This window comes from Pseudomonas sp. NFX183 (genome assembly GCF_047943075.1).
Lineage (GTDB): Bacteria > Pseudomonadota > Gammaproteobacteria > Pseudomonadales > Pseudomonadaceae > Aquipseudomonas.
Window position 1 is genome coordinate 4,951,699 of the sequence record NZ_CP181333.1, and the last position, 18,175, is coordinate 4,969,873.

Below are 18,175 nucleotides of genomic sequence, written 5' to 3' on the forward strand. Positions count from 1 at the left end.
CGTGAACATGGCAAAATCCACGCCCCGCAATGAGAGCAACCCATGAAACGCATCCTGATCATCGGCATTGGCGCCGGCAACCCTGACTACATCACGATGCAGGCCGTCAAAGCGCTGAACCGCACCGACGTGTTTTTCCTGATGGACAAGGGCCAGAGCAAAGACAAGCTGATCGACCTGCGCCGCGAGATTTGCGAAACCTACATCACCGAGCCTGGTTACCGTTTCGTCGAGGCCGACTGCCCCGAGCGCGTGCGCGGCGATATCGACTACACCACCGCCGTGCAGGACCTGAACCGCGACAAGCAGCAGACCTTCGAGCACATGATCAATGAGCAGATGGCTGACGGTGAAGTGGGCGCGTTCCTGGCCTGGGGCGACCCTGCGCTGTACGACAGCACCATCCGCATCCTGCAGGCGATCCTGGCCAGTGGCCGCAGCGTATTCGAGTTCGAAGTGATCCCCGGCATCACCAGCGTGCAAGCCCTGGCGGCCCAGCACAAAGTGCCGCTGAACCGCATCGGTCGCTCCATCGAGATCACCACCGGGCGCCGGTTGGCGGCGGGGCAGGCGAGTGATGCGGACACTTTGGTGGTCATGCTCGACGCCGAAGATTCCTACCGCAGCGTGGCCGATCAGGACATGGACATCTACTGGGGGGCCTACCTGGGCACGCCGGACGAAATCCTCATCAGCGGCAAAGTCAGCGAAGTGGCTGAGCAAATCCAACAGGTGCGCAAGGCGGCGCGCCTGGAAAATGGCTGGATCATGGACACTTACTTGTTGCGCAAACCCTGAGGTCACTTTCCCATGCTCAAACTGTTTGCCCTGGCACTGACCCTGATGGCCAGCGCCGCCCACGCCGACTCCACGCTGCACACCGATTTGCCCCTGTCTTATCTGGAACAGACCCAGAGCGATGCGCGCAATCAGCCGTTGGTGATTTTCCTGCACGGTTTTGGCAGCAACGAGGAAGACCTGTTTGGCATCAAGGACGCGCTGCCGTCCACCTGGACCTACCTGTCGGCACGTGCGCCGATGCCCGTGGACCCACAGGGTTATCGCTGGTTTACCAAGACACCGGGTGACGGCGACTACAATGGCGAAACCGCCGACCTGCAACGCAGCGCCGCGCTGATCGAAGACTTTGTGGGCAAGGCCACTGCTAAATACCACACGCAAAGCGATCGGGTGTTTCTGGTGGGGTTCAGCCAGGGCGCGATCATGTCGTACGAGGTGGGCCTGCGAAAGCCCGCATTGGTGCGCGGCATCGCGGCCTTGAGTGGCAGTGTATTGCCGGTGCTCAAGGCTGAGCTTAAGCCCAGCGAATCATTGGGCAAATTGGCGATCTTTATCGGCCACGGCACTCTCGACCAGGCACTGCCGTATGCCTCGGCGACCCGGGCGAACGAGGTACTGGTGGGCCTTGGGTTGACGCCGGAGTTTCACGGGTATCCGGGCATGCCGCATACCGTCAGTGAGACCGAAGTGCAGGACCTTAAGGCCTGGCTGGAGAAAAGCCTGAAGTGAACTAGCGGGTGAATGTTGCTGCGATGGTTATTTTTCGTTTGGTAGCTTGAGTGCCTGTCCGTTGCTGCACTAGTGGCTTTTCTGTGGGAGTTAGCTTGCCCGCGATGCGGGTGCCTCGGTACATCAGACATCCCCAGTCGATGCCATCGCAGGCAAGCCAGCTCCCACCTTTGACCGAGTACACACGACACCCATCTATCTAATGCACAGAGATCCAACTGTGGGAGCGAGTGCATCTGCCAGCACCGCACTGCATTGCTTTTCTGTGGGAGCTGGCTTGCCTGCGATGCAGGCACCTCGGTCTATCAGTGACACCCAGTTGATGCTATCGCAGGCAAGCCAGCTCCCACAGTTGATTGAGTTCAGCTTCCAGAATCAGGTCGGCTGTCAGGCCGCCTCGCTTCCGCTTTTGATCTAACCACTCAGGTCGGCTACTAGGCCGCCGTGCTTTTGATCTTGATCTCAGCGCCCCGTTAAACCACGCTGGCCGAACGCAGGTAGTACGGAGCGGGTAAACCGGCAGGACGCCGGTTTAGCCGCGACGGGGCAGGGACGGCCCGTCGCGGCGGCCCGCGGAGTAATGCCTGCGTGAGGGCACACCGAGCCTAGGCGAGGTGCCGAGTGGTGGGGCAAGAGCGTTTTGGTTACTTTTGCGCTTTTCAAAAGTGACCCGCTGTAAGAGCGGAACCGCTATCAGCCATCACCCCCACAACGGATATGTACCCAGTCCCCCATCACCCGCAAAACCAGACTACTTACCCCCAGTAATCTGCTTCACCAACTCCGCATGCCCCTTCACATCATCCGCCCGCGAAATCGCCTGAATCACCAGCAAGTGATTGCCCGAGCCACCCAGGAATGTCGAGTTCAAAGTCTTGCCGCCACCCTGGGTGGCCGTGCTGTCGACCTGACGCAGGCCAAGACCTTTGAAGGTCAGTTTCTTCTCGTTCTGCTTCTTGAAATCAGGCAGGGCAGCGCTCTGGTCCTTGACGAAATCAGCCACGGCGCCATCCAGAAACTGCGCGTCATTGTCTTTAATTGTGGCCCCATCGTTGCGCACCGTTTCAGCCACGATCACCACACTTTTCGTGGTCGAGTTGGCGTACAGCGTGCCTTGGGTGTCGGCGGTCCCGTCCTCAACCTTGCCGGTCGGCAGCGTGTCGGCGACGTAAGCCTTGGGCAAGTTGAAGGTGAACTTGCCGCCCAACGTCGAGATGGTTTGTGTCGCGGTTGGCTTGGTTGCTGCAAACACGCCGCCGGCGGTAAGCGCCAGGGCCAGCAGCACGGCGGTCTTGGTGAAAGTGGCCATGAAGCGCTCCAGTGGATGAACGAAATTGCGGCGTATTCTGTCAGAAAACTCGCCAGATCGTTCATCCCTGTCCTCACACTTTGTCGGACTCTTCCTCAAGCCGGTCCATCTCAAACAGCCGCGCCAGTTCCGTACGCGCTTCCTGGGCGGTTTGCATGACCTTGGCGGCATCGTCATATACCGCGTGTTGCGCAGCGAGCACCTGCAGGTCGTGGTTTTTGAAACGGGTGATGCGCGCATCGGCCTGGGCCTGGCTCAAACCGAGACCCACCAGGGTGCGGCGGCTCATTTCCAGGCTGGAGTAAAACGTCTCGCGCACCGGTGACGCGTCCAGGTCGACCAGGCGGTGGACGTGTTGGCGGTTACGTGCACGGGCGATGATTTTCATGTGCGGGTAGAGGTTGCGCACCAGTTCGGCGGTCTTGATGTTGATCTCCGGGTCGTCCATGGCAATCACGAAGAACTCGGCCTGATCGACCTTGGCCGCGTGCAGGATTTCCGGGCGCTGCGGGTCGCCGTAGAACACCGGCATACCGCCGAAACTGCGGGTCAGTTCGATGGTTTCCACCGAGGTGTCGAGGGCGATAAACGAGATGTTTTGCGCACGCAGAATCCGCGCCACGATCTGGCCCATACGGCCCATGCCGGCAATCACCACACGCGGCGCATCGCTTTCGATGGCGCGGTATTCCTCCGGCACTTCCACCGGCTTGACCTTGGGCTTGAACAGCTTTGGGCACACCAACAGCAGCAGCGGCGTCACGGCCATGGACAGCGTGATGGTCAGCACCAGCACATCGTAGAGGTGCGGTTCGAACAGGCCCTGGTCGCGCCCGATCTTGAACACCACAAAGGCAAACTCACCGCCGGCGGCCAGCACCACGCCCAGGCGCAGCGCGCTCTCGCGATTGAGGTCGCCGACCATCCGGCCCACCGCATACAGCAGCGGCAGCTTCAAGCCGATCAACAGCAGCGTCAGGCCGATCACCACCAGCGGCGAACTGAGCAGCAGGCTGAGGTTGGCGCCCATGCCCACACTGATGAAAAACAGGCCGAGCAACAGGCCTTTGAACGGTTCGATCTGCGCTTCGAGTTCGTGGCGGTATTCGGAGTCCGCCAGCAGCAGCCCGGCGAGGAAGGCGCCGAGGGCCATCGACACGCCCACCAGCTCCATCAACCAGGCCGTGCCGATCACCACCAGCAGCGCGGTGGCGGTGGACACCTCGCGCAGGCCGGTCTTGGCGACAATGCGAAACACCGGACGCAGCAGGTAGCGTCCGCCGATGATCACCACCGCGATGCTGCCGAGTATCTGCAACACGTGTTGCAAGCCCTGGGCTTCGGTGGTGGGGTGATCACTGCCGGCCAGCAGCGGCACCATCGCGATCAGTGGGATCGCGGCGATGTCCTGGAACAACAGAATCGCAAACGCCAGGCGCCCGTGCGGCTGATTCAGCTCTTTGCGTTCGGCCAGGCTTTGCAGCCCAAACGCGGTGGAGGAAAGCGCCAGGCCCAGGCCCAGCACAATCGCACTGTTCCAGGCTTGGCCAAATAGCCACAACGCCACCACCGCCATCACCAGCCCGGTCAGCAACACTTGGGCCAGGCCCACGCCGAACACCGCCTTGCGCATCACCCATAAACGCTTGGGCGACAGCTCCAGACCGATGATGAACAGCAGCAACACCACGCCCAATTCAGAGAACTGCGCCACGCTTTGCGGGTTGCCGATCAGGCCCAGCACAGAGGGGCCGATGATCACCCCCGCGAACAGATAACCCAGCACTGCGCCCAGTTGCAGACGCTTGGCCAACGGCACGGTCAGCACGGCGGCGAGCAGGAACACCACGGCTGCTTGTAACAGGTTGCCTTCATGGGGCATTGCGAACTCCAGGATCTTTAAAGCCAATCAACAGGGCGCCATTAGAGCGCTTTTTTACATTTTGAAACTTGTATTTTTGACGCGACAGGCAATGGGTGTTGGCTGTAGTCCCGTTCTTACCGGGGGCTTACGAAAGTATTAATACCATTTAATTCAATGACTTTTCTGTAGGTCTACTGCCGTTTCGACAAACTAAATCAGTTGTCACCACGGTCAGGTATTTCGAATTCGATGCGTGTGGGTCAATAGCGTTGGGCTTCTGCGCATTCATGGATGAAGGCTTGGACCACGAAGGAGTTGGACGTGGACAGAAGACTTGCTGCTGCACGCTCTTTGTGGCGAGCGGGCTTGCCCCGCGCTGGGTTGCGCAGCAGCCCCAAAGCCAAACGCTGCGGTACGCCTGACACACCGCATTTTCCTTGATGGGGCTGCTTCGCAACCCAACGCGGGGCAAGCCCGCTCGCCACGAGGGGGGGGGCTATCTGGAAATAAGCGCCTGTTCCGCCAGCATCTGCAACAAATGCCGCTGCACGAGCTGCGCAAGGTTCCCGGATATCAGCATCGCCTTGGAGGCTTGCGGTAAAGCCCGACTGCCAAGCCGACAATAATCAAAGCGATCGCGATCAGGTTGGGTAGGGATACGTGCTCGTCCAGCATCAGCACTGAACTGGCAATGCCAAATACCGGAATCAACAGCGACAGCGGCGCCACGGTCGATACGGGGTAGACCTTGAGCAGGGAATTCCAACCCCAGTAGGCAAAGTGTGTCGCCAGGTAAACCTGAAACAGGATCGACAACACGACGGTCAGGTCAAGGCGCTCGGGCAGGTGAGCGAAGGCGGCGTTGCCGTGCAGCCACCACGCCATCAGGAACAGTGGGATCGGCGGGAACAGGCTGGCCCATACCATGAACGAAAAGATTTCCTTCACCCCTGATGCCTTGATGATGACGTTGCCGATACTCCATGCCAGGGCACTGAACACAATGAACAAAACCCCGAGTACCGCGTGCTCGCCGGTCTGGCTGGCGATGATTCCCGCCAGGCCAATCAACGCGAGAAAAGCGCCGACCCACTGTGCAGCACGGATTTTTTCCTTGAACAGCAGGTAGCCCCAGCCGAGCGTGAAAAACACGCTGAGTTGAATGATCAGCGAGGCGATCCCCGGGCTGACGCCGATATGGATGCCGTAGTTGATCACGCCCCACATGCCCAGCCCGAAGATCACGCCGTAAGCGGCCACGTAGCGGAATGGGACGACCGGCCGCTTGATAATGAACACCAGCGGCAGGGCGGCCAGGGCAAAGCGGATGCCGGTGAGGGCAAAGGGGTCGATTGAGCGCAGGCCCAGTTTGGTAATGGGAAAATTCAGCCCCCAGACCAAGGTGACCAACAGGGCAAGCGCCAAGTGTTTCTTCTGCATGGACGTTCCTTTGAGCAGATTTCTTCAAAGGCGTGAATGCTAGGGCGCAGGGCGATGGCCCGCTTGCTTTGTCAGGTCATACTTTGACAATATCGGGCCATGCTGCCGACCTTTGATGACAACGACCCCGAAGCGCTGGTCACTCTGCGTGAATACCCCTCTGGCACCGTGTTCACGCGGCATACACACCCGCGCGGGCAATTCGCCTATGCCTCCACCGGTGCATTGAGGATGTTCACCGACCTCGGCAATTGGGTGGTGCCGCCGCAGCGGGCGATCTGGGTGCCGGGCGGCGTGCCCCATGAAATGCACATGCGCGGCGATGTGGTGATGCTCAATACCTACCTTGATGACCAGGCTGCCGAACGGGCAGGGCTGCGGGATCGTTGTCAGGTATTCGAGGTGTCGCCGTTGCTCAGGCATCTGTTGGAAGCGGCACTGGCTATCGCGCCGTCGGCGGCGACCACGGTCCGTCAGCAGTGCGTATTGACGCTGCTGATCGATGAAATCAGCGCCATGCCCGAAGTGCCCCTCAGCGCGCCGTTGCCTGCCGAGCCACGTCTGGCCCAGGCTTGCCAGCGTTTTCTGCAGGCTCCTGCGCAGACCATCTCCCTTGATCAGATGGCCCATTGGTCGAACATGAGCCGACGCACCTTCACCCGCCATTTTCACGAAGGCACCGGCATGACGTTTGTGGCCTGGCGTCAGCAGGTCTGCCTGCTTGAAGCCACTGCGCGGCTCAGTCATGGCGCCTCCATTACCGAGGTGGCGTTGGGGTTGGGTTTCAGCAGTTCCAGCGCCTTTACCGCGGTGTTCCGCCGAAACCTGGGAGAGGCGCCCGCGCGCTACCTGGCCAAATCCAGGGCGGCGTCAGCGTTCTGAAAACGGCACACGTCGGTCAGGATTCACCTTCCCCAGCGTCATGCTTTGTTACTATCGCCGTCCATCGTCACCAGGAGTCACCGGCCCATGCAACACCAGTGGGATGAAATGCACCGCACCCGCAAGCCCACGTTTGTACTGTGCGGCGAGCCTCAGGGGGATGTGCTCAATCTCTACGTTCACGGTTATTCGGCCTTCTTCAACCGCCAGCAACTGGGCAATTTCAAGCAGCAACTGGCGAGCATCGAAGGCTCGACCAACCTGATGCTGTTCTGGCCGGCGGGGCATTTTCTCGAAAACCTGTTTGCGCCCTTCAAGGATGTGATCACCTCGATGCTCGGCGGTGGCGGCCTGGGCGCAGCGACGGTGGGCGTGGGCAAGGCGATTGCCTATTTCCTCGACCATTACAAAAGTGTCGAGGCGCGCGTCGATGAAGTGGCCAAGACCCTGTTGCCTGAACTGGCCAGTTACCTGCACGCCGAGTCGCTGCAGGTACGGCACATCAACCTGATCGGGCATTCCCTGGGCGCGCGCATCCTGGTCAAGAGCGTGCTGGCCAGCCCCGAGGTGGCTCGTGAACTGCCGCTGAACAACTTGTTGCTGATGGGCGGGGCGATTTGTACGTCGAGCCCGTGGGATGAAGTGTCGGCGCCGCTCAAGGGCCGGGTGATCAATTGCCACTCCAGCAAGGACTGGGCGCTGGCCATGAAACCGGACACCGAACGTTGCATTGGCCGTTATGCCATTGAGGTCACGCCCGCGCTCAAGGCCAAGGTCACCAATGTGCACCTGGCGACGTTCGACCATGCCGCCTACTGGCCGCAGCTGAAAACGGTGGTGCAATACACCGACCTGTTGCAGGAACGGCGCGGCATGATCCGCGCCGATCAGCGCAGCACTGAAGTGCGCTTTGCCGAAGAGGACGCAGAACTGTTCCCCGCGTTGGTGCAGGCGCGGCCGGACGAGTTGAAGTTCCTAGCCGAGTTGATGGCGCAAAAGCGCAGTGCGTCAATCGATGCCAGTGTGCGCGAACCGCTGAAACTGGCCATCGAGTTGCAACGCATGGGCGGTGACAGCTTTATGAACGTTGCCCGTGGCCACGGCGTGAGTTACCGCCAGATCGCCGAAGATGTGGCGCAGCGGTTGGGGATCAAGTTCGATGAACCGGTTGAAACCGTGGCACTGGCGGACATTGAGGCGCTGGTTGCTGAGAGGTTGATCGAGCAATACAAGGACAAACTCAGCCGTGCCGACCGCCAAGCCTTCGACGCCGAACTCAAGGCCGCCGCGCAAAAAGAGCAGGGCGTGTTCAACCGTATCGATATCAGCCGCTCGGCCACCACCGCCTTGAGTGGCACGGCGTTGGCGGGGTTTACCGGTTTTATCGTGCGCCGTGGCGCCGCCTCAGCGATTCCGGTAGTGGGCCAGGCATTGGCGGCGGCGATGTTGCTCGTCACGGGTGTGCGAGCGTTCTCCGGCCCGGCGTACTCGATTACCACCTTGTCGGTGCTGATGATCGGCATGATTCGCCAGCGTATGGAACGCGAAGCGCTGAACCAGGAGCTGGACCTGGTGGTGCAAGTGGTCGACACCTTTGACCTGCCCCGGGAGACGGTGATGCGCACGGTCGTGTCGGACTGATAAGCTGCGGCTCTGACTTGTATGTTTGCCTGGGATACCGCGTGAAATTCAGCCTGCCGAAAATCGCTACCGCCCCATTCTGCCCGCCGGAAGTGGCCGGCTCCGTCATCGTTGACCCCAAGGCTTCGTTTTTCAAACGGGCGCTGATGTTCGCCGGCCCCGGTCTGCTGATTTCCATCGGCTACATGGACCCCGGCAACTGGGCCACGGCCATTGAGGCCGGTTCACGCTACGGCTACAGCCTGTTATTCGTGGTGCTGCTGGCCAGCCTGGCCGGCATGGCCGTGCAATGCCTGTGTTCACGGTTGGGCATCGCCACCGGCAAAGACCTGGCGCAACTGTGCCGTGAGCGCTACAGCAAACGCTCGGCCCGCACGCAGTGGCTGCTGGCGGAAATTTCGATCATCGCCACCGACCTTGCCGAAGTGCTTGGCTGCGCCCTGGCGTTTCACTTGCTGCTGGGTGTGTCGCTGACCACCGGCATCGTCATTACCGCCTTCGACACACTGTTGATCCTTGCCCTGCAAAACCGGGGCTTCCGCCGCCTCGAGGCGATCATGCTGGCGTTGGTTGCAACCATCGGCGTGTGCTTCTTCATCGAGTTGGTGCTGATCAAACCCTACTGGCCCGACGTACTGAGCGGTTTTACTCCGTCACTGTCGGCCATCAGCGATGCGGCGCCGTTGTACCTGGCCATCGGCATACTCGGCGCCACGGTCATGCCGCATAACCTCTACCTGCACACCTCGATTGTGCAAACCCGCCTGATCGGCAAAGACCTCGCCAGCAAACAGGACGCGGTGAAACTGGCACGCATCGACACCATCGGCTCCCTGGCCCTGGCCTTGCTGGTCAATGCGGCGATCCTGGTGCTGGCCGCCGCCGCGTTCTACAAGACCGGCCACACCGACGTGGTCGAGATCCAGGATGCTTACCACCTGCTTGACCCACTGGTGGGCGGGGCTTTTGCCAGTGTCCTGTTCGGTGTCGCGTTGCTGGCCTCCGGGCAAAGCTCGACGTTTACCGGCACGATCGCTGGGCAAGTGATCATGGAGGGTTATCTCAACCTGCGTATCCCTTGCTGGCAGCGCCGCCTGATCACCCGTGGCTTGGCACTGATCCCGGCATTTCTCGGGGTATGGCTGATGGGCGACGATGCTATCGGCAAGCTGCTGATTCTGAGCCAGGTCGTGCTCAGCCTGCAGTTGCCGTTCGCTCTTTATCCGCTGATTCGCATGACCGATGACAAGCAATTGATGGGGCCGTTTGTTAACAGGCTGCCCACGCGGCTATTGGCGTGGTTTCTGTTTGCGCTGATCAGTGGGGCGAATGCGTGGTTGATTGGGCAGTGGTTGTTTTGATCAGAGTTCTGTTCATAAGCCTGCCTCAAACGCGTTCAGCAACTCGTCAGGCAGTGGCGCATCCAGGTCGTCCGGAATAACCAGTTTTCCTCTCATGGAACCGATTCGCTTCCCGTGAAATTGCCCGGCTGGCGCAGGCCGGGCAAGGGCACATCCATCCTCGGTAATAATGATGGTTTGGCCGGTACTGGCTTGATGAAACCGCTTTGAAAGATCGGCGCTGGCCTGGTCCGACGAGACAGGGATTGCGGTGCGCGGTGACTTCATGGTGTCTCTCCTGTGCGGAAGTGACCAGAGTCTGGCGCAGCATACTGTGCCGGGGAATGGTGGCCCGCAAAATCAGAACGAGCCTACTTTTTCGCCGAGGAATTTTTACCTCCTAACCCCGAGCCAGCTCACCGATCCCAATACGGCACCGCGCCAAAACACTCGACAAAATAATCAATCACCGTGCGAACCTTCAGCGACAGCCGGCGGCTGCCGGGCCATAACGCGGCAATCTGCTGCGGCTCAAGCGTCGTGGCCACGTCGTACTCGCTCAGCACCGCCTGCAAGGTGCCGGCGCGCAAGCCTTCGCCGATCAGCCAGGACGGAAACACCACCAGCCCCAGGCCTTGTTCGGCGGCGTGGGTGAGGGTGTCGGCGTGGTTGCCGGTGATCGGGCCTTTGACGCTGTAGGGCGTCCAGTCGCCCTGGTCGCGGCGGAAAAACCAGCGTTGCTGGCCGGTGATGCCCTTGTAGGCCAGGCATTGATGGTTGACCAGCTCATCGGGGTGGCGCGGTGTGCCATGCCGGGCCAGGTAGGCAGGGCTGGCGGCGATGCGAAAGCGTTGAGGCGCGAAGATGCGGGGCTGCATGCCGGAATCGTTGAGCACGCCGATCCGAAACAGCAGGTCGGTGCCGTCTTGCAGTGGGTCGACGTAGGTGTCGGTTTGCTGGATATCCAGTTGCAACTTTGGATAGCGGCGGCACAACTCGCCCAGCCACGGTGAAAGGTGGCGCTGGCCGAACACCATCGGCGCATTGATGCGTACCAGGCCGCTGGGTTCGCTTTCCTGTTCCTGCAACGCCTGGCCGGCTGTTTCCAGTTGTTCCAGCATCAAGCGCGCATGGTGCCCGAGCAGGCGCCCGGCCTCGGTAGGGCTCACGGCGCGGGTGTGGCGGTACAACAACTGTTGGCCGAGTGCCTGCTCCATCAACTGGATCTGCCGAGAAATGGAGGAGGGCGCCAGGCTTTCACGGCGCGCGACTTCAGAAAAGCTGCCGTGATCCAGCACGGCGACAAACAGGCGCAACGCCTTGAAACTCAATTCATTCAAGCCCTGCATCATGGCCTCCAAGCTGTGCGTTATGCGCAAAGGTGTTATCCGTATGCTCCCATTTATCGCACAGCACGGCCACCGGATAATGCGCGCCATGTTTTTATAAAGCGCAGGTGATGTATGCAGGCACGTTCGATCGAAGGTGTGGCCCAGGCCACGCCGAAGAAAAACCTTTTACGGTTGCTGTTGTTGCCGTTGGTGATCCTGGCAGGCATGGGCCTGTCGGTGGAGGCTGGTTTGCTCGGGCCGCTGGGCGTACAGGTGGGCCACTTGTGGGCGACCTTGAGCATCTTCGGCGTGGGCACGGCGATCCTGTTTTTGCTGCTGCTGTTCAGCGGCCCGCAGACAGGCCCGGCGCTGACCGACCTGCCACGCTGGCAGTTGATCGGCGGCTTCCTGGGGCCGATGTACGTGGTGGTGCTGACGTTGGCCACGCCGCATATCGGCATTGCCATGACCATGATCGCGATCCTCTCGGGCCAGGTGGGCAAGAGTGTGTTGATCGACCATTTCGGCTGGTTCGGCACGGCGCGCAAGCGGGTCAACGGTGAGCGCTGGATTGCGTTGGCGCTGATTGTGGCGGCACTTGTTCTGATTGCACGAGGGTAAGGCGATGAATCTGATTCTGTTGTTGGTACTGGTGATTGCCGCCGGTGCGGTGCTGAGTGTGCAAGCGGCCATCAACGGCCGCCTGGGCCAGGCGGTGGGCGTATTGCGCAGCAGTCTGCTGACCTTTGCGGTGGGCGCAATCACCACGGCGCTGTTGATCTTCTTTTTTGAGCCGGCCCAGTCCGTCAGCCTGCTCGAGGTGCCTAAGTGGCAACTGACCGGCGCGCTGTTCGGCGTGGTGTACATGATGGTAATGGTCGGCGCGGTGCCCATCGTCGGCACGGCGGTGGCGACGGTGGCGGTGATCGTCGGGCAGTTGGGCATGGGCATGCTGATCGACAACTTCGGCTGGCTGGGTAACCCGGCGATTGAACTGTCGGGCAGCCGTATCGTGGCGATGCTCTGTCTGGCGCTGGCGCTGGTGTTCATGTACCGCAGCAATACCCGTCAAGCCGATTAATGGGCTGAACCTTGCTGCGTTGCCGGGAGTCATTGCTTAAGGTGTTGCGTTCGCAGCACTTGGACGACCATGAAAAGGAGTCTGACCATGCCAGATGAAACCTGTGCTTGCCCACACTGCAAATGTGTACTGGGCGCCGACGCGGTAATGAAGGACGGTAAAGGCTATTGCTGCCAAGGCTGTGCCGAGCACCATGCCCACGGTGAGCCGTGTATGGCGCCAACGGGCTGTGAGTGCGCCAAGTCGGCTCACGGCTAAGCGTGTCAGCGAGAGGCCGGTGTTACCGGCCTCTTTTTATTGGGGTTTGAGTTCGAACCTGACGCTGTGGTCGGCCATGCGCTGACGACCTTTGACCACCGCACTGATCCGCCGCCCCTCCAGCGCAAACACCACGGTTTGCGCCGCGTGCAGATCCTCCGGCAGCGGCTGGAACACCCGCAACACGGTGCGTTCCGGTGTGCGCTGAACACTCACTTGGCACTCGGCATGCTTGGCCATCGGGCCGAATAATGTGTCCTGGGTGTAGTCAATGCGCGCCTTGCCATTGACCGGTTCTGATCCGTCCATTGTTAGAGCTCCCTACTCTCAATGTGTAAGCAAGTGATCGTTGCGGGCAGTAAAAATTCACTCGGATTGTGGCGCGGCGGTCATTACCATGGCGGCTCACCCTTGATGATGTGTAGCCCATGGCCCTGGCCGCGCCCCCCGACCTCAGTGATCACGCTGTGCCCGTGCAACCCTTGGCGCGCACCTACCCGCGTGGGTTGTATGTAGAACCGCACAGCCACGACTGGGGCCAGTTGCTGTACGCCATGAGCGGCGTGATGTGGGTCGAAACGCCTCGCGAAGCGCTGGTTGTGCCGCCCCAGCGTGCGGTGTGGCTGCCGCCGGGCGTGGAACATGGCATTCGCGTGGTCTCCGACCTGCAGATGCGCAATATCTACCTGCGCCCGGCCCTGGCGGCGACGCTGGACAGCCAGGTGCAGGTGATTGAAGTCGGCGGGCTGTTGCGCGAGCTGATCGTCACGTTGGTCGACCAGGGCGACAACGGCGATACGGCCTACTACGACGCCGTTGTCGGCCTGGCCCTGCTGGAATTGCAGCGGGCCCGTCGTTCGCAGATCCGCATCGCCATGCCGGTGGGCGCCGACCGTCGCTTGATCAACGCCTGCCAGGCGGTGATGGCGGCGCCGTCGCTGGAGATCCCGTTCGAGCAACACGCCGAGGCGGCCGGGGCCAGTGTGCGCACCCTGGCGCGGCTGTTCCAGAACCACCTGGGCATGGGCTTTGCCGAATGGCGCCGCCAGGTGCAACTGGCCACGGCGGTGGCGGAGCTGATCCAGGGCCAGTCGGTGAGTGGCATTGCGCGGTCTTTGGGCTATTCGCCGAGCAGCTTCAGCGACATGTTCCGGCGTGAACTCGGCGTGGCGCCGTCGCACTACGCGGGTTGAGGGGTTGGCCGAAATCCTGAAGCACTTGGCCGATGTTTCAGGCAGGCGCTCACTACACTGAGCCCATCAACCTACAAGGCGCCGCCCCCATGAACTACCTGATTTCCCTCGCCATCGGCCTGTTTGTCGGCGTGATCTACGGCGCCTTGGACTTCCGCTCACCCGCGCCGCCTGCCATTGCCCTGGTGGGCCTGATGGGCATGTTGCTCGGCGAGAAACTCTGGCCCATGGGGCGCGAGTGGGTCAGCGGTTGGTTGTCCTGATTTCCTTTTTCCCTTCGATGGATATTGGCCATGAAAGCATTGCAATTTTCCGCCACCGGCGACCTCGCCGCCCTGAGTTTCGTTGACGTTGCCAAGCCGGTGCCGGCTGCCGGTGAAGTACTGGTGCAGGTCAAAGCTGCCGGCCTGAACCCCAGCGACGTTAAAAACGTGCTCGGCCGTTTTCCCTACACCACATTGCCGCGGATTCCCGGCCGGGATTTCGCCGGGGTTGTGGTCGAGGGGCCGCAGGCACTGGTCGGTCAAGAGGTCTGGGGCACCGGACGCGACCTGGGCTTTTTCGCCGATGGCTCCCACGCTCAATACCTCACCGTGTCGGCCAAGGGCGTGGCGCATAAGCCGAGCCACTTGAGTTTTGCCCAAGCCGCCAGCCTTGGCGTGCCCTATACCACCGCCTGGGATGCACTGGAACGTAGCGGTGTGGCCAAAGGCACGCGGTTGTTGGTGATTGGTGCCAATGGCGCCGTGGGCAGCGCGGCGTTGGCGTTGGCGAAGATCCGGGGTGCGCAGGTACTGGGGGCGGTGCGCAAGGCGGATCAGGTTGAGGTGCTGCAGGCTCAAGGGTTTGACGCGATTACGCTGGGCCAGCCGGAAGAGTTGGGCGCGCAGGTCAACACGGTGTTCAAGGGCGGCGCGGATGTGATCTTCGACACCACCGGTTTCTGGTTGCCGGCGGCTGTCGCTGGTTTGGCGCCGTTCGGCCGTATCGCAATCATCGCCGCGCCGGTGGATGGGCATGTGCAACTGCCGGCCCTGGCGTTGTATCGCAAAGGCGGTTCGGTGGTGGGGATCAACTCATTGCTCTACAACTGCGAGCAGTGCGCGGTGATGCTGGAGCAGTTCGGGCGCTTCTTTGATGAAGGGTCGTTGCCGCTGCCCACCGGCTTGCGCGAAGTGGCGTTGGCGGATGGCGTGCAGTGCTACGAAGAAGTGAACACGGGCAGCGCGGACAAGATCATCTTCCTGCCTTAATGCGCTGATAAAAGGTGGGAGCTGGCTTGCCTGCGATGGCATCAACTGGTTATGGCTGATGTACCGAGTTGTCTGCATCGCAGGCAAGCCAGCTCCCACATTTGACCGAGTACACACCTTTACCTGATGTACTGAGCTCAACATGTGGGAGCGGGCTTGCTCGCGAATGCGGTGGGCCAGTGACAAATAAGCTGACTGACACACCGCCATCGCGGGCAAGCCCGCTCCCACAGTTTGATCTTCATCAGGCTTTGGGAACGGGTTTGACTCGGACGTTTCCCACAAGGGTTTCAGGTTGTCGGTCGGAAGGGCGCTGACTAACCTCACTGCCGTCGCTGACCATTCAGCGACCGGATTTGACCGTCCGACCTTGTTAACGAAACGCTACGCCCTGTACCTATCTCAGGCGTTTTTTTTATGCCTGAGGTATTGTGTCGCGGCAGTTGTGCGCGGGATACCTTTGGGTATGCCGGGTTCGTTGACAACCGGTCGGTCAACCCGCGTACAGCTGCCACCTTAACTCGCTTGACCGCGAGCGTTGGCAGCTCCACTTGTCGACGGAGTTCCACCATGATCAAAGACAGCCCAAATCCACCCGGCCAACCCGACTTCGATACTAGCACCCTGCACGAAGTGGCCTACCGCGCGATCAACCACTACCTCAGCCCCGCAAAACCCATCCCCGAACCCACCGACGGGCTTTTCACCGTGCGCGCCGACCTGGGCACGGAAACCTTGCTGGTCAATGCTTCCCAGGATTTGGCGTCCATCAGCCAGATTGCTAACCATATGGCGTTTGAAATCGAAGGGTCGCAACGTAATGTCGCGCTGGGCATCTGCCGAATGCTGGAAGGGGTGCAGTTGTTGGTGGATAAGGCGCTGAATGTGGCCCACCCGGCGGCATAAGGATTGTTAACACGGTCAAAAAATGTGGGAGCTGGCTTGCCTGCGATGGCGGTGGATCAGTCAATAATTCGCTGGCTGACAGATCGCTATCGCGGGCAAGCCCGCTCCCACAGTTTGATTTTCACTAGGCTTCTGGGACGCCTTTTTCCCAGGCGGACCAGTTTTTCAGGATCGCTTGAACCAGCGGATTGCCGGTGCGATACAGGTTCTCCAACGCCGGCACGAACCCGCCTTGATCGGCGTATTTCAGCAAATTGTCCACTTCGCTGTAGCCAGGGTACGGCCGGTCGAAATCGGACCCGGCACGCACCACCGCCAGGCGCTGGATATCCACCAACCCTTCGCGACTGGCGCGCAGCAGGGCTTCATAGGTGGAGTTGTCTTCCTGCTGGGTGGTGCAGTACTCGCCTTTGTTGTCGGTGAGCAGCTTGGTCCAGACTTCGGCGCGCTCGCTCAGGCGGGTGCCGGAGAACCAGGTGTTGCCCGCCAGGGTGTCACACTGGGTGACTTGCGGCGGCTGGTTGGCCGGGGCGGCCGGGTAGTGTTTGCGCCAGGCGCTGGATTCCTTGCTTTCGCTCAGCTCAACCTTGTGCGACAGGGCAAATGCCTTGGCTTGCAGCTTGGGGTTGAGCTCGAACACTTCGGTCTTGTAGTCCAGCGGCGGTTTTTCGTTGGGGCCTTTGGTGTTGATGCCGATGTAACCGGTCGGCCAGTCTTTAGGCGCATCGCGCGAGTCGATTTCCCACTGGGTGCCGAACTCCACCAGGTAGTGCGCCCAGGCGGCGGTGCCGATGGTGCCGTGTTTGGGGCTGATGCCGGCAATCCCGGCAATCAGGAAATAGCTCTGGCGCAGGTCGAACTTGGGTGACAGGGCCAGGGCAAGGGTCGAGGCGGCAGCGTTGGTCTGGCCCATGCCAGTCACCAACAGGCACACGTCCTGAGTGTTGCAGCGGATCACCGGGTATTCGGCGGAGAGGCCGGGCACGCGCACTTCCTGCTTGAGTTCCAGGCGATCGATCCAGGTTTGCGCTTCGGGGGCGAACATGGTGATCAGCATCACTTTAGGCTTGATCGGCGCGGTGTCCGCGAGCACCACGTGGGGCAACACAGCCAGGCCGACGGCCAGCGAAAGACGGGTTAATACGTTCATCTAATACTCCTTGATCAGAATTGGTAGCCGACACCGGCGTAGTAGCCCCAGCCATCCGAGCGGGCGCGGAAGTTGCCTTCGCCAAAATTCAGCTCGCTGCCGTCCTCCCAGTTGCCGCCGTTGTGAAAGTAACGGCCGACCAGGGTGAAACGCAGGTGGGTGAACGAGTACAGCAGCACGTTGGTGGCCACCACCGAATTGGCGGTGCGTGCCGGGTTGTCCTTGTGCAGGTCCGAGCCGAAGTCGTAGTTGGTAAAGCCGATGTAGGTCAGCGACGCGCCGTTGTCGAACTTGCTGATGGGCACGATGTACTTCATTTGCGCACGGTAGCCGTCCCACTGGTATTCATTGCTCGCCCCATAGTTTTCCCACTGGTAACGCCCATAGAAGTTGGCCGACAGGTTGACCCGCGAGTGCGTGTCGATGTCGGTGCCCAAGCCGCTGTAGAGGGTGTTGGCGCGGTTCGCTTTGTTACTGCCATGGTCGTAGATCCAGTCAAACGCCACGTACCATTCCTTGAACGGCCCGATGGCCAGGCTGCGACCGGCCAGGTAGTCGATGGAGATGCGCGGCTCGTGCTCCATGAACACCGGCGAGCCATGGTCCCACGCGCCTTTGTCATTACTGTTACCGATGCCGAGAATTTTCGGCACGTCGATATAGCCGTACAACTCGAACGGGCCTTTACGACCGAAGTACTCGTATTCCAGGTACACGTCATCTTGCGGCTTGGGGCCGAAGCTGATGTCTTTGCTGCCGATCAGCGTCAGGTCCTGGTTGAACCATTCCGACAGGTACGCGCCTTTTTTCGTCGGGCTGGCTTCCGGGGCCAGGGTTTCGCCCTGTGCTGAATCATCGGCGGGTTTTTCCTGCGCCAAAATGGGTGCGCTGAGTACTCCCGTAACGGCGGCCAGTAGCAAGGAAACACCAAAGGAAGCAGGACGCCTTGAGGTGGGGTGCATTGAAAATCCCTATTCGTACGCGGTTAGACCCGATT

Annotated in this window: 19 protein-coding genes and 1 pseudogene; 12 read left to right on the plus strand and 8 right to left on the minus strand. The window is 60.7% G+C overall.

The window, feature by feature from the left end; genetic code table 11:
• The first annotated feature begins 42 nt into the window (after positions 1–42).
• Entirely contained in the window at positions 43–798 is a 756-nt protein-coding gene (gene cobF, locus ACM530_RS23275) for a precorrin-6A synthase (deacetylating) (protein WP_242198489.1), read from the plus strand.
• Positions 799–810: 12 nt separating this feature from the next.
• Positions 811–1,530, plus strand: a complete 720-nt coding sequence (locus ACM530_RS23280; protein ID WP_242198486.1) for an alpha/beta hydrolase — start codon at positions 811–813, stop codon at positions 1,528–1,530.
• A 751-nt stretch (positions 1,531–2,281) separates the two neighbouring features.
• On the opposite strand, the gene ACM530_RS23285 is transcribed toward ACM530_RS23280, so the two are convergent.
• From ACM530_RS23285 to ACM530_RS23295, 3 genes are all read right to left on the minus strand, one after another.
• Positions 2,282–2,839, minus strand: coding sequence for a hypothetical protein (locus ACM530_RS23285; protein WP_262208992.1), 558 nt, complete (start codon positions 2,837–2,839; stop codon positions 2,282–2,284).
• Between the two features lie 73 nt (positions 2,840–2,912).
• Positions 2,913–4,721 carry a monovalent cation:proton antiporter-2 (CPA2) family protein gene (locus ACM530_RS23290; RefSeq protein ID WP_145166083.1) on the minus strand — a complete coding sequence of 603 codons (1,809 nt, stop codon included), beginning with the start codon at positions 4,719–4,721 and terminating at the stop codon, positions 2,913–2,915.
• Between the two features lie 555 nt (positions 4,722–5,276).
• Positions 5,277–6,143, minus strand: a complete 867-nt coding sequence (locus ACM530_RS23295; protein ID WP_416363263.1) for an EamA family transporter — start codon at positions 6,141–6,143, stop codon at positions 5,277–5,279.
• 99 nt (positions 6,144–6,242) lie between these two features.
• Here ACM530_RS23295 and ACM530_RS23300 point away from each other — a divergent pair, with 99 nt between their 5' ends.
• The 3 genes from ACM530_RS23300 to ACM530_RS23310 all read left to right on the plus strand — a co-directional run bounded on the left by ACM530_RS23300 (position 6,243) and on the right by ACM530_RS23310 (position 10,027).
• Positions 6,243–7,025 (plus strand): AraC family transcriptional regulator, encoded by a 783-nt coding sequence (locus tag ACM530_RS23300; protein ID WP_404483159.1) that lies wholly within the window; start codon positions 6,243–6,245, stop codon positions 7,023–7,025.
• Between the two features lie 87 nt (positions 7,026–7,112).
• On the plus strand, positions 7,113–8,666 hold the full coding sequence (locus ACM530_RS23305; RefSeq protein ID WP_416363264.1) for a DUF726 domain-containing protein: 1,554 nt from the start codon (positions 7,113–7,115) through the stop codon (positions 8,664–8,666).
• Between the two features lie 41 nt (positions 8,667–8,707).
• Positions 8,708–10,027: an Nramp family divalent metal transporter gene (locus tag ACM530_RS23310; protein ID WP_416363265.1), complete on the plus strand. Its 1,320-nt coding sequence runs from the start codon at positions 8,708–8,710 to the stop codon at positions 10,025–10,027.
• 12 nt (positions 10,028–10,039) lie between these two features.
• Here ACM530_RS23310 and ACM530_RS23315 read toward each other — a convergent pair whose 3' ends face one another.
• The gene (locus ACM530_RS23315; protein ID WP_145166088.1) at positions 10,040–10,294 is read right to left on the minus strand and encodes a type II toxin-antitoxin system Phd/YefM family antitoxin; all 255 of its coding nucleotides are present in this window, start codon (positions 10,292–10,294) and stop codon (positions 10,040–10,042) included.
• A gap of 128 nt (positions 10,295–10,422) precedes the next feature.
• Complete coding sequence (locus ACM530_RS23320) at positions 10,423–11,355, minus strand: LysR family transcriptional regulator (protein ID WP_416363266.1); 933 nt, start codon at positions 11,353–11,355, stop codon at positions 10,423–10,425.
• Positions 11,356–11,469: 114 nt separating this feature from the next.
• Here ACM530_RS23320 and ACM530_RS23325 point away from each other — a divergent pair, with 114 nt between their 5' ends.
• The 3 genes from ACM530_RS23325 to ACM530_RS23335 all read left to right on the plus strand — a co-directional run bounded on the left by ACM530_RS23325 (position 11,470) and on the right by ACM530_RS23335 (position 12,676).
• Positions 11,470–11,958 carry a DMT family transporter gene (locus ACM530_RS23325; protein WP_145166090.1) on the plus strand — a complete coding sequence of 163 codons (489 nt, stop codon included), beginning with the start codon at positions 11,470–11,472 and terminating at the stop codon, positions 11,956–11,958.
• Between the two features lie 4 nt (positions 11,959–11,962).
• Complete coding sequence (locus tag ACM530_RS23330; protein WP_145166091.1) at positions 11,963–12,418, plus strand: DMT family transporter; 456 nt, start codon at positions 11,963–11,965, stop codon at positions 12,416–12,418.
• Positions 12,419–12,505: 87 nt separating this feature from the next.
• On the plus strand, positions 12,506–12,676 hold the full coding sequence (locus tag ACM530_RS23335; RefSeq protein WP_145166092.1) for a metallothionein: 171 nt from the start codon (positions 12,506–12,508) through the stop codon (positions 12,674–12,676).
• A gap of 36 nt (positions 12,677–12,712) precedes the next feature.
• Here the strand turns inward: ACM530_RS23335 and ACM530_RS23340 are convergent, their stop codons facing one another.
• Positions 12,713–12,985, minus strand: coding sequence for a hypothetical protein (locus ACM530_RS23340; protein ID WP_369302059.1), 273 nt, complete (start codon positions 12,983–12,985; stop codon positions 12,713–12,715).
• A 119-nt stretch (positions 12,986–13,104) separates the two neighbouring features.
• Between ACM530_RS23340 and ACM530_RS23345 the strand changes: the two are divergent.
• The 4 genes and pseudogenes from ACM530_RS23345 (at position 13,105) to ACM530_RS23360 (ending at position 16,028) form a co-directional block, all read left to right on the plus strand.
• Positions 13,105–13,889: pseudogene (locus tag ACM530_RS23345) on the plus strand (AraC family transcriptional regulator).
• 69 nt (positions 13,890–13,958) lie between these two features.
• The gene (locus ACM530_RS23350) at positions 13,959–14,132 is read left to right on the plus strand and encodes a DUF1427 family protein (protein ID WP_145166095.1); all 174 of its coding nucleotides are present in this window, start codon (positions 13,959–13,961) and stop codon (positions 14,130–14,132) included.
• A 30-nt stretch (positions 14,133–14,162) separates the two neighbouring features.
• On the plus strand, positions 14,163–15,122 hold the full coding sequence (locus ACM530_RS23355) for a quinone oxidoreductase family protein (RefSeq protein WP_416363267.1): 960 nt from the start codon (positions 14,163–14,165) through the stop codon (positions 15,120–15,122).
• 570 nt (positions 15,123–15,692) lie between these two features.
• A complete protein-coding gene (locus ACM530_RS23360) occupies positions 15,693–16,028 on the plus strand; it encodes a DUF6124 family protein (protein ID WP_416363268.1) in 336 nt (111 codons plus the stop codon).
• 124 nt (positions 16,029–16,152) lie between these two features.
• Here the strand turns inward: ACM530_RS23360 and ACM530_RS23365 are convergent, their stop codons facing one another.
• On the minus strand, positions 16,153–17,178 hold the full coding sequence (locus ACM530_RS23365; RefSeq protein WP_416363269.1) for a purine-nucleoside phosphorylase: 1,026 nt from the start codon (positions 17,176–17,178) through the stop codon (positions 16,153–16,155).
• Between the two features lie 14 nt (positions 17,179–17,192).
• Positions 17,193–18,140 carry a nucleoside-specific channel-forming protein Tsx gene (locus ACM530_RS23370; RefSeq protein ID WP_145166099.1) on the minus strand — a complete coding sequence of 316 codons (948 nt, stop codon included), beginning with the start codon at positions 18,138–18,140 and terminating at the stop codon, positions 17,193–17,195.
• Positions 18,141–18,175: the final 35 nt, after the last annotated feature.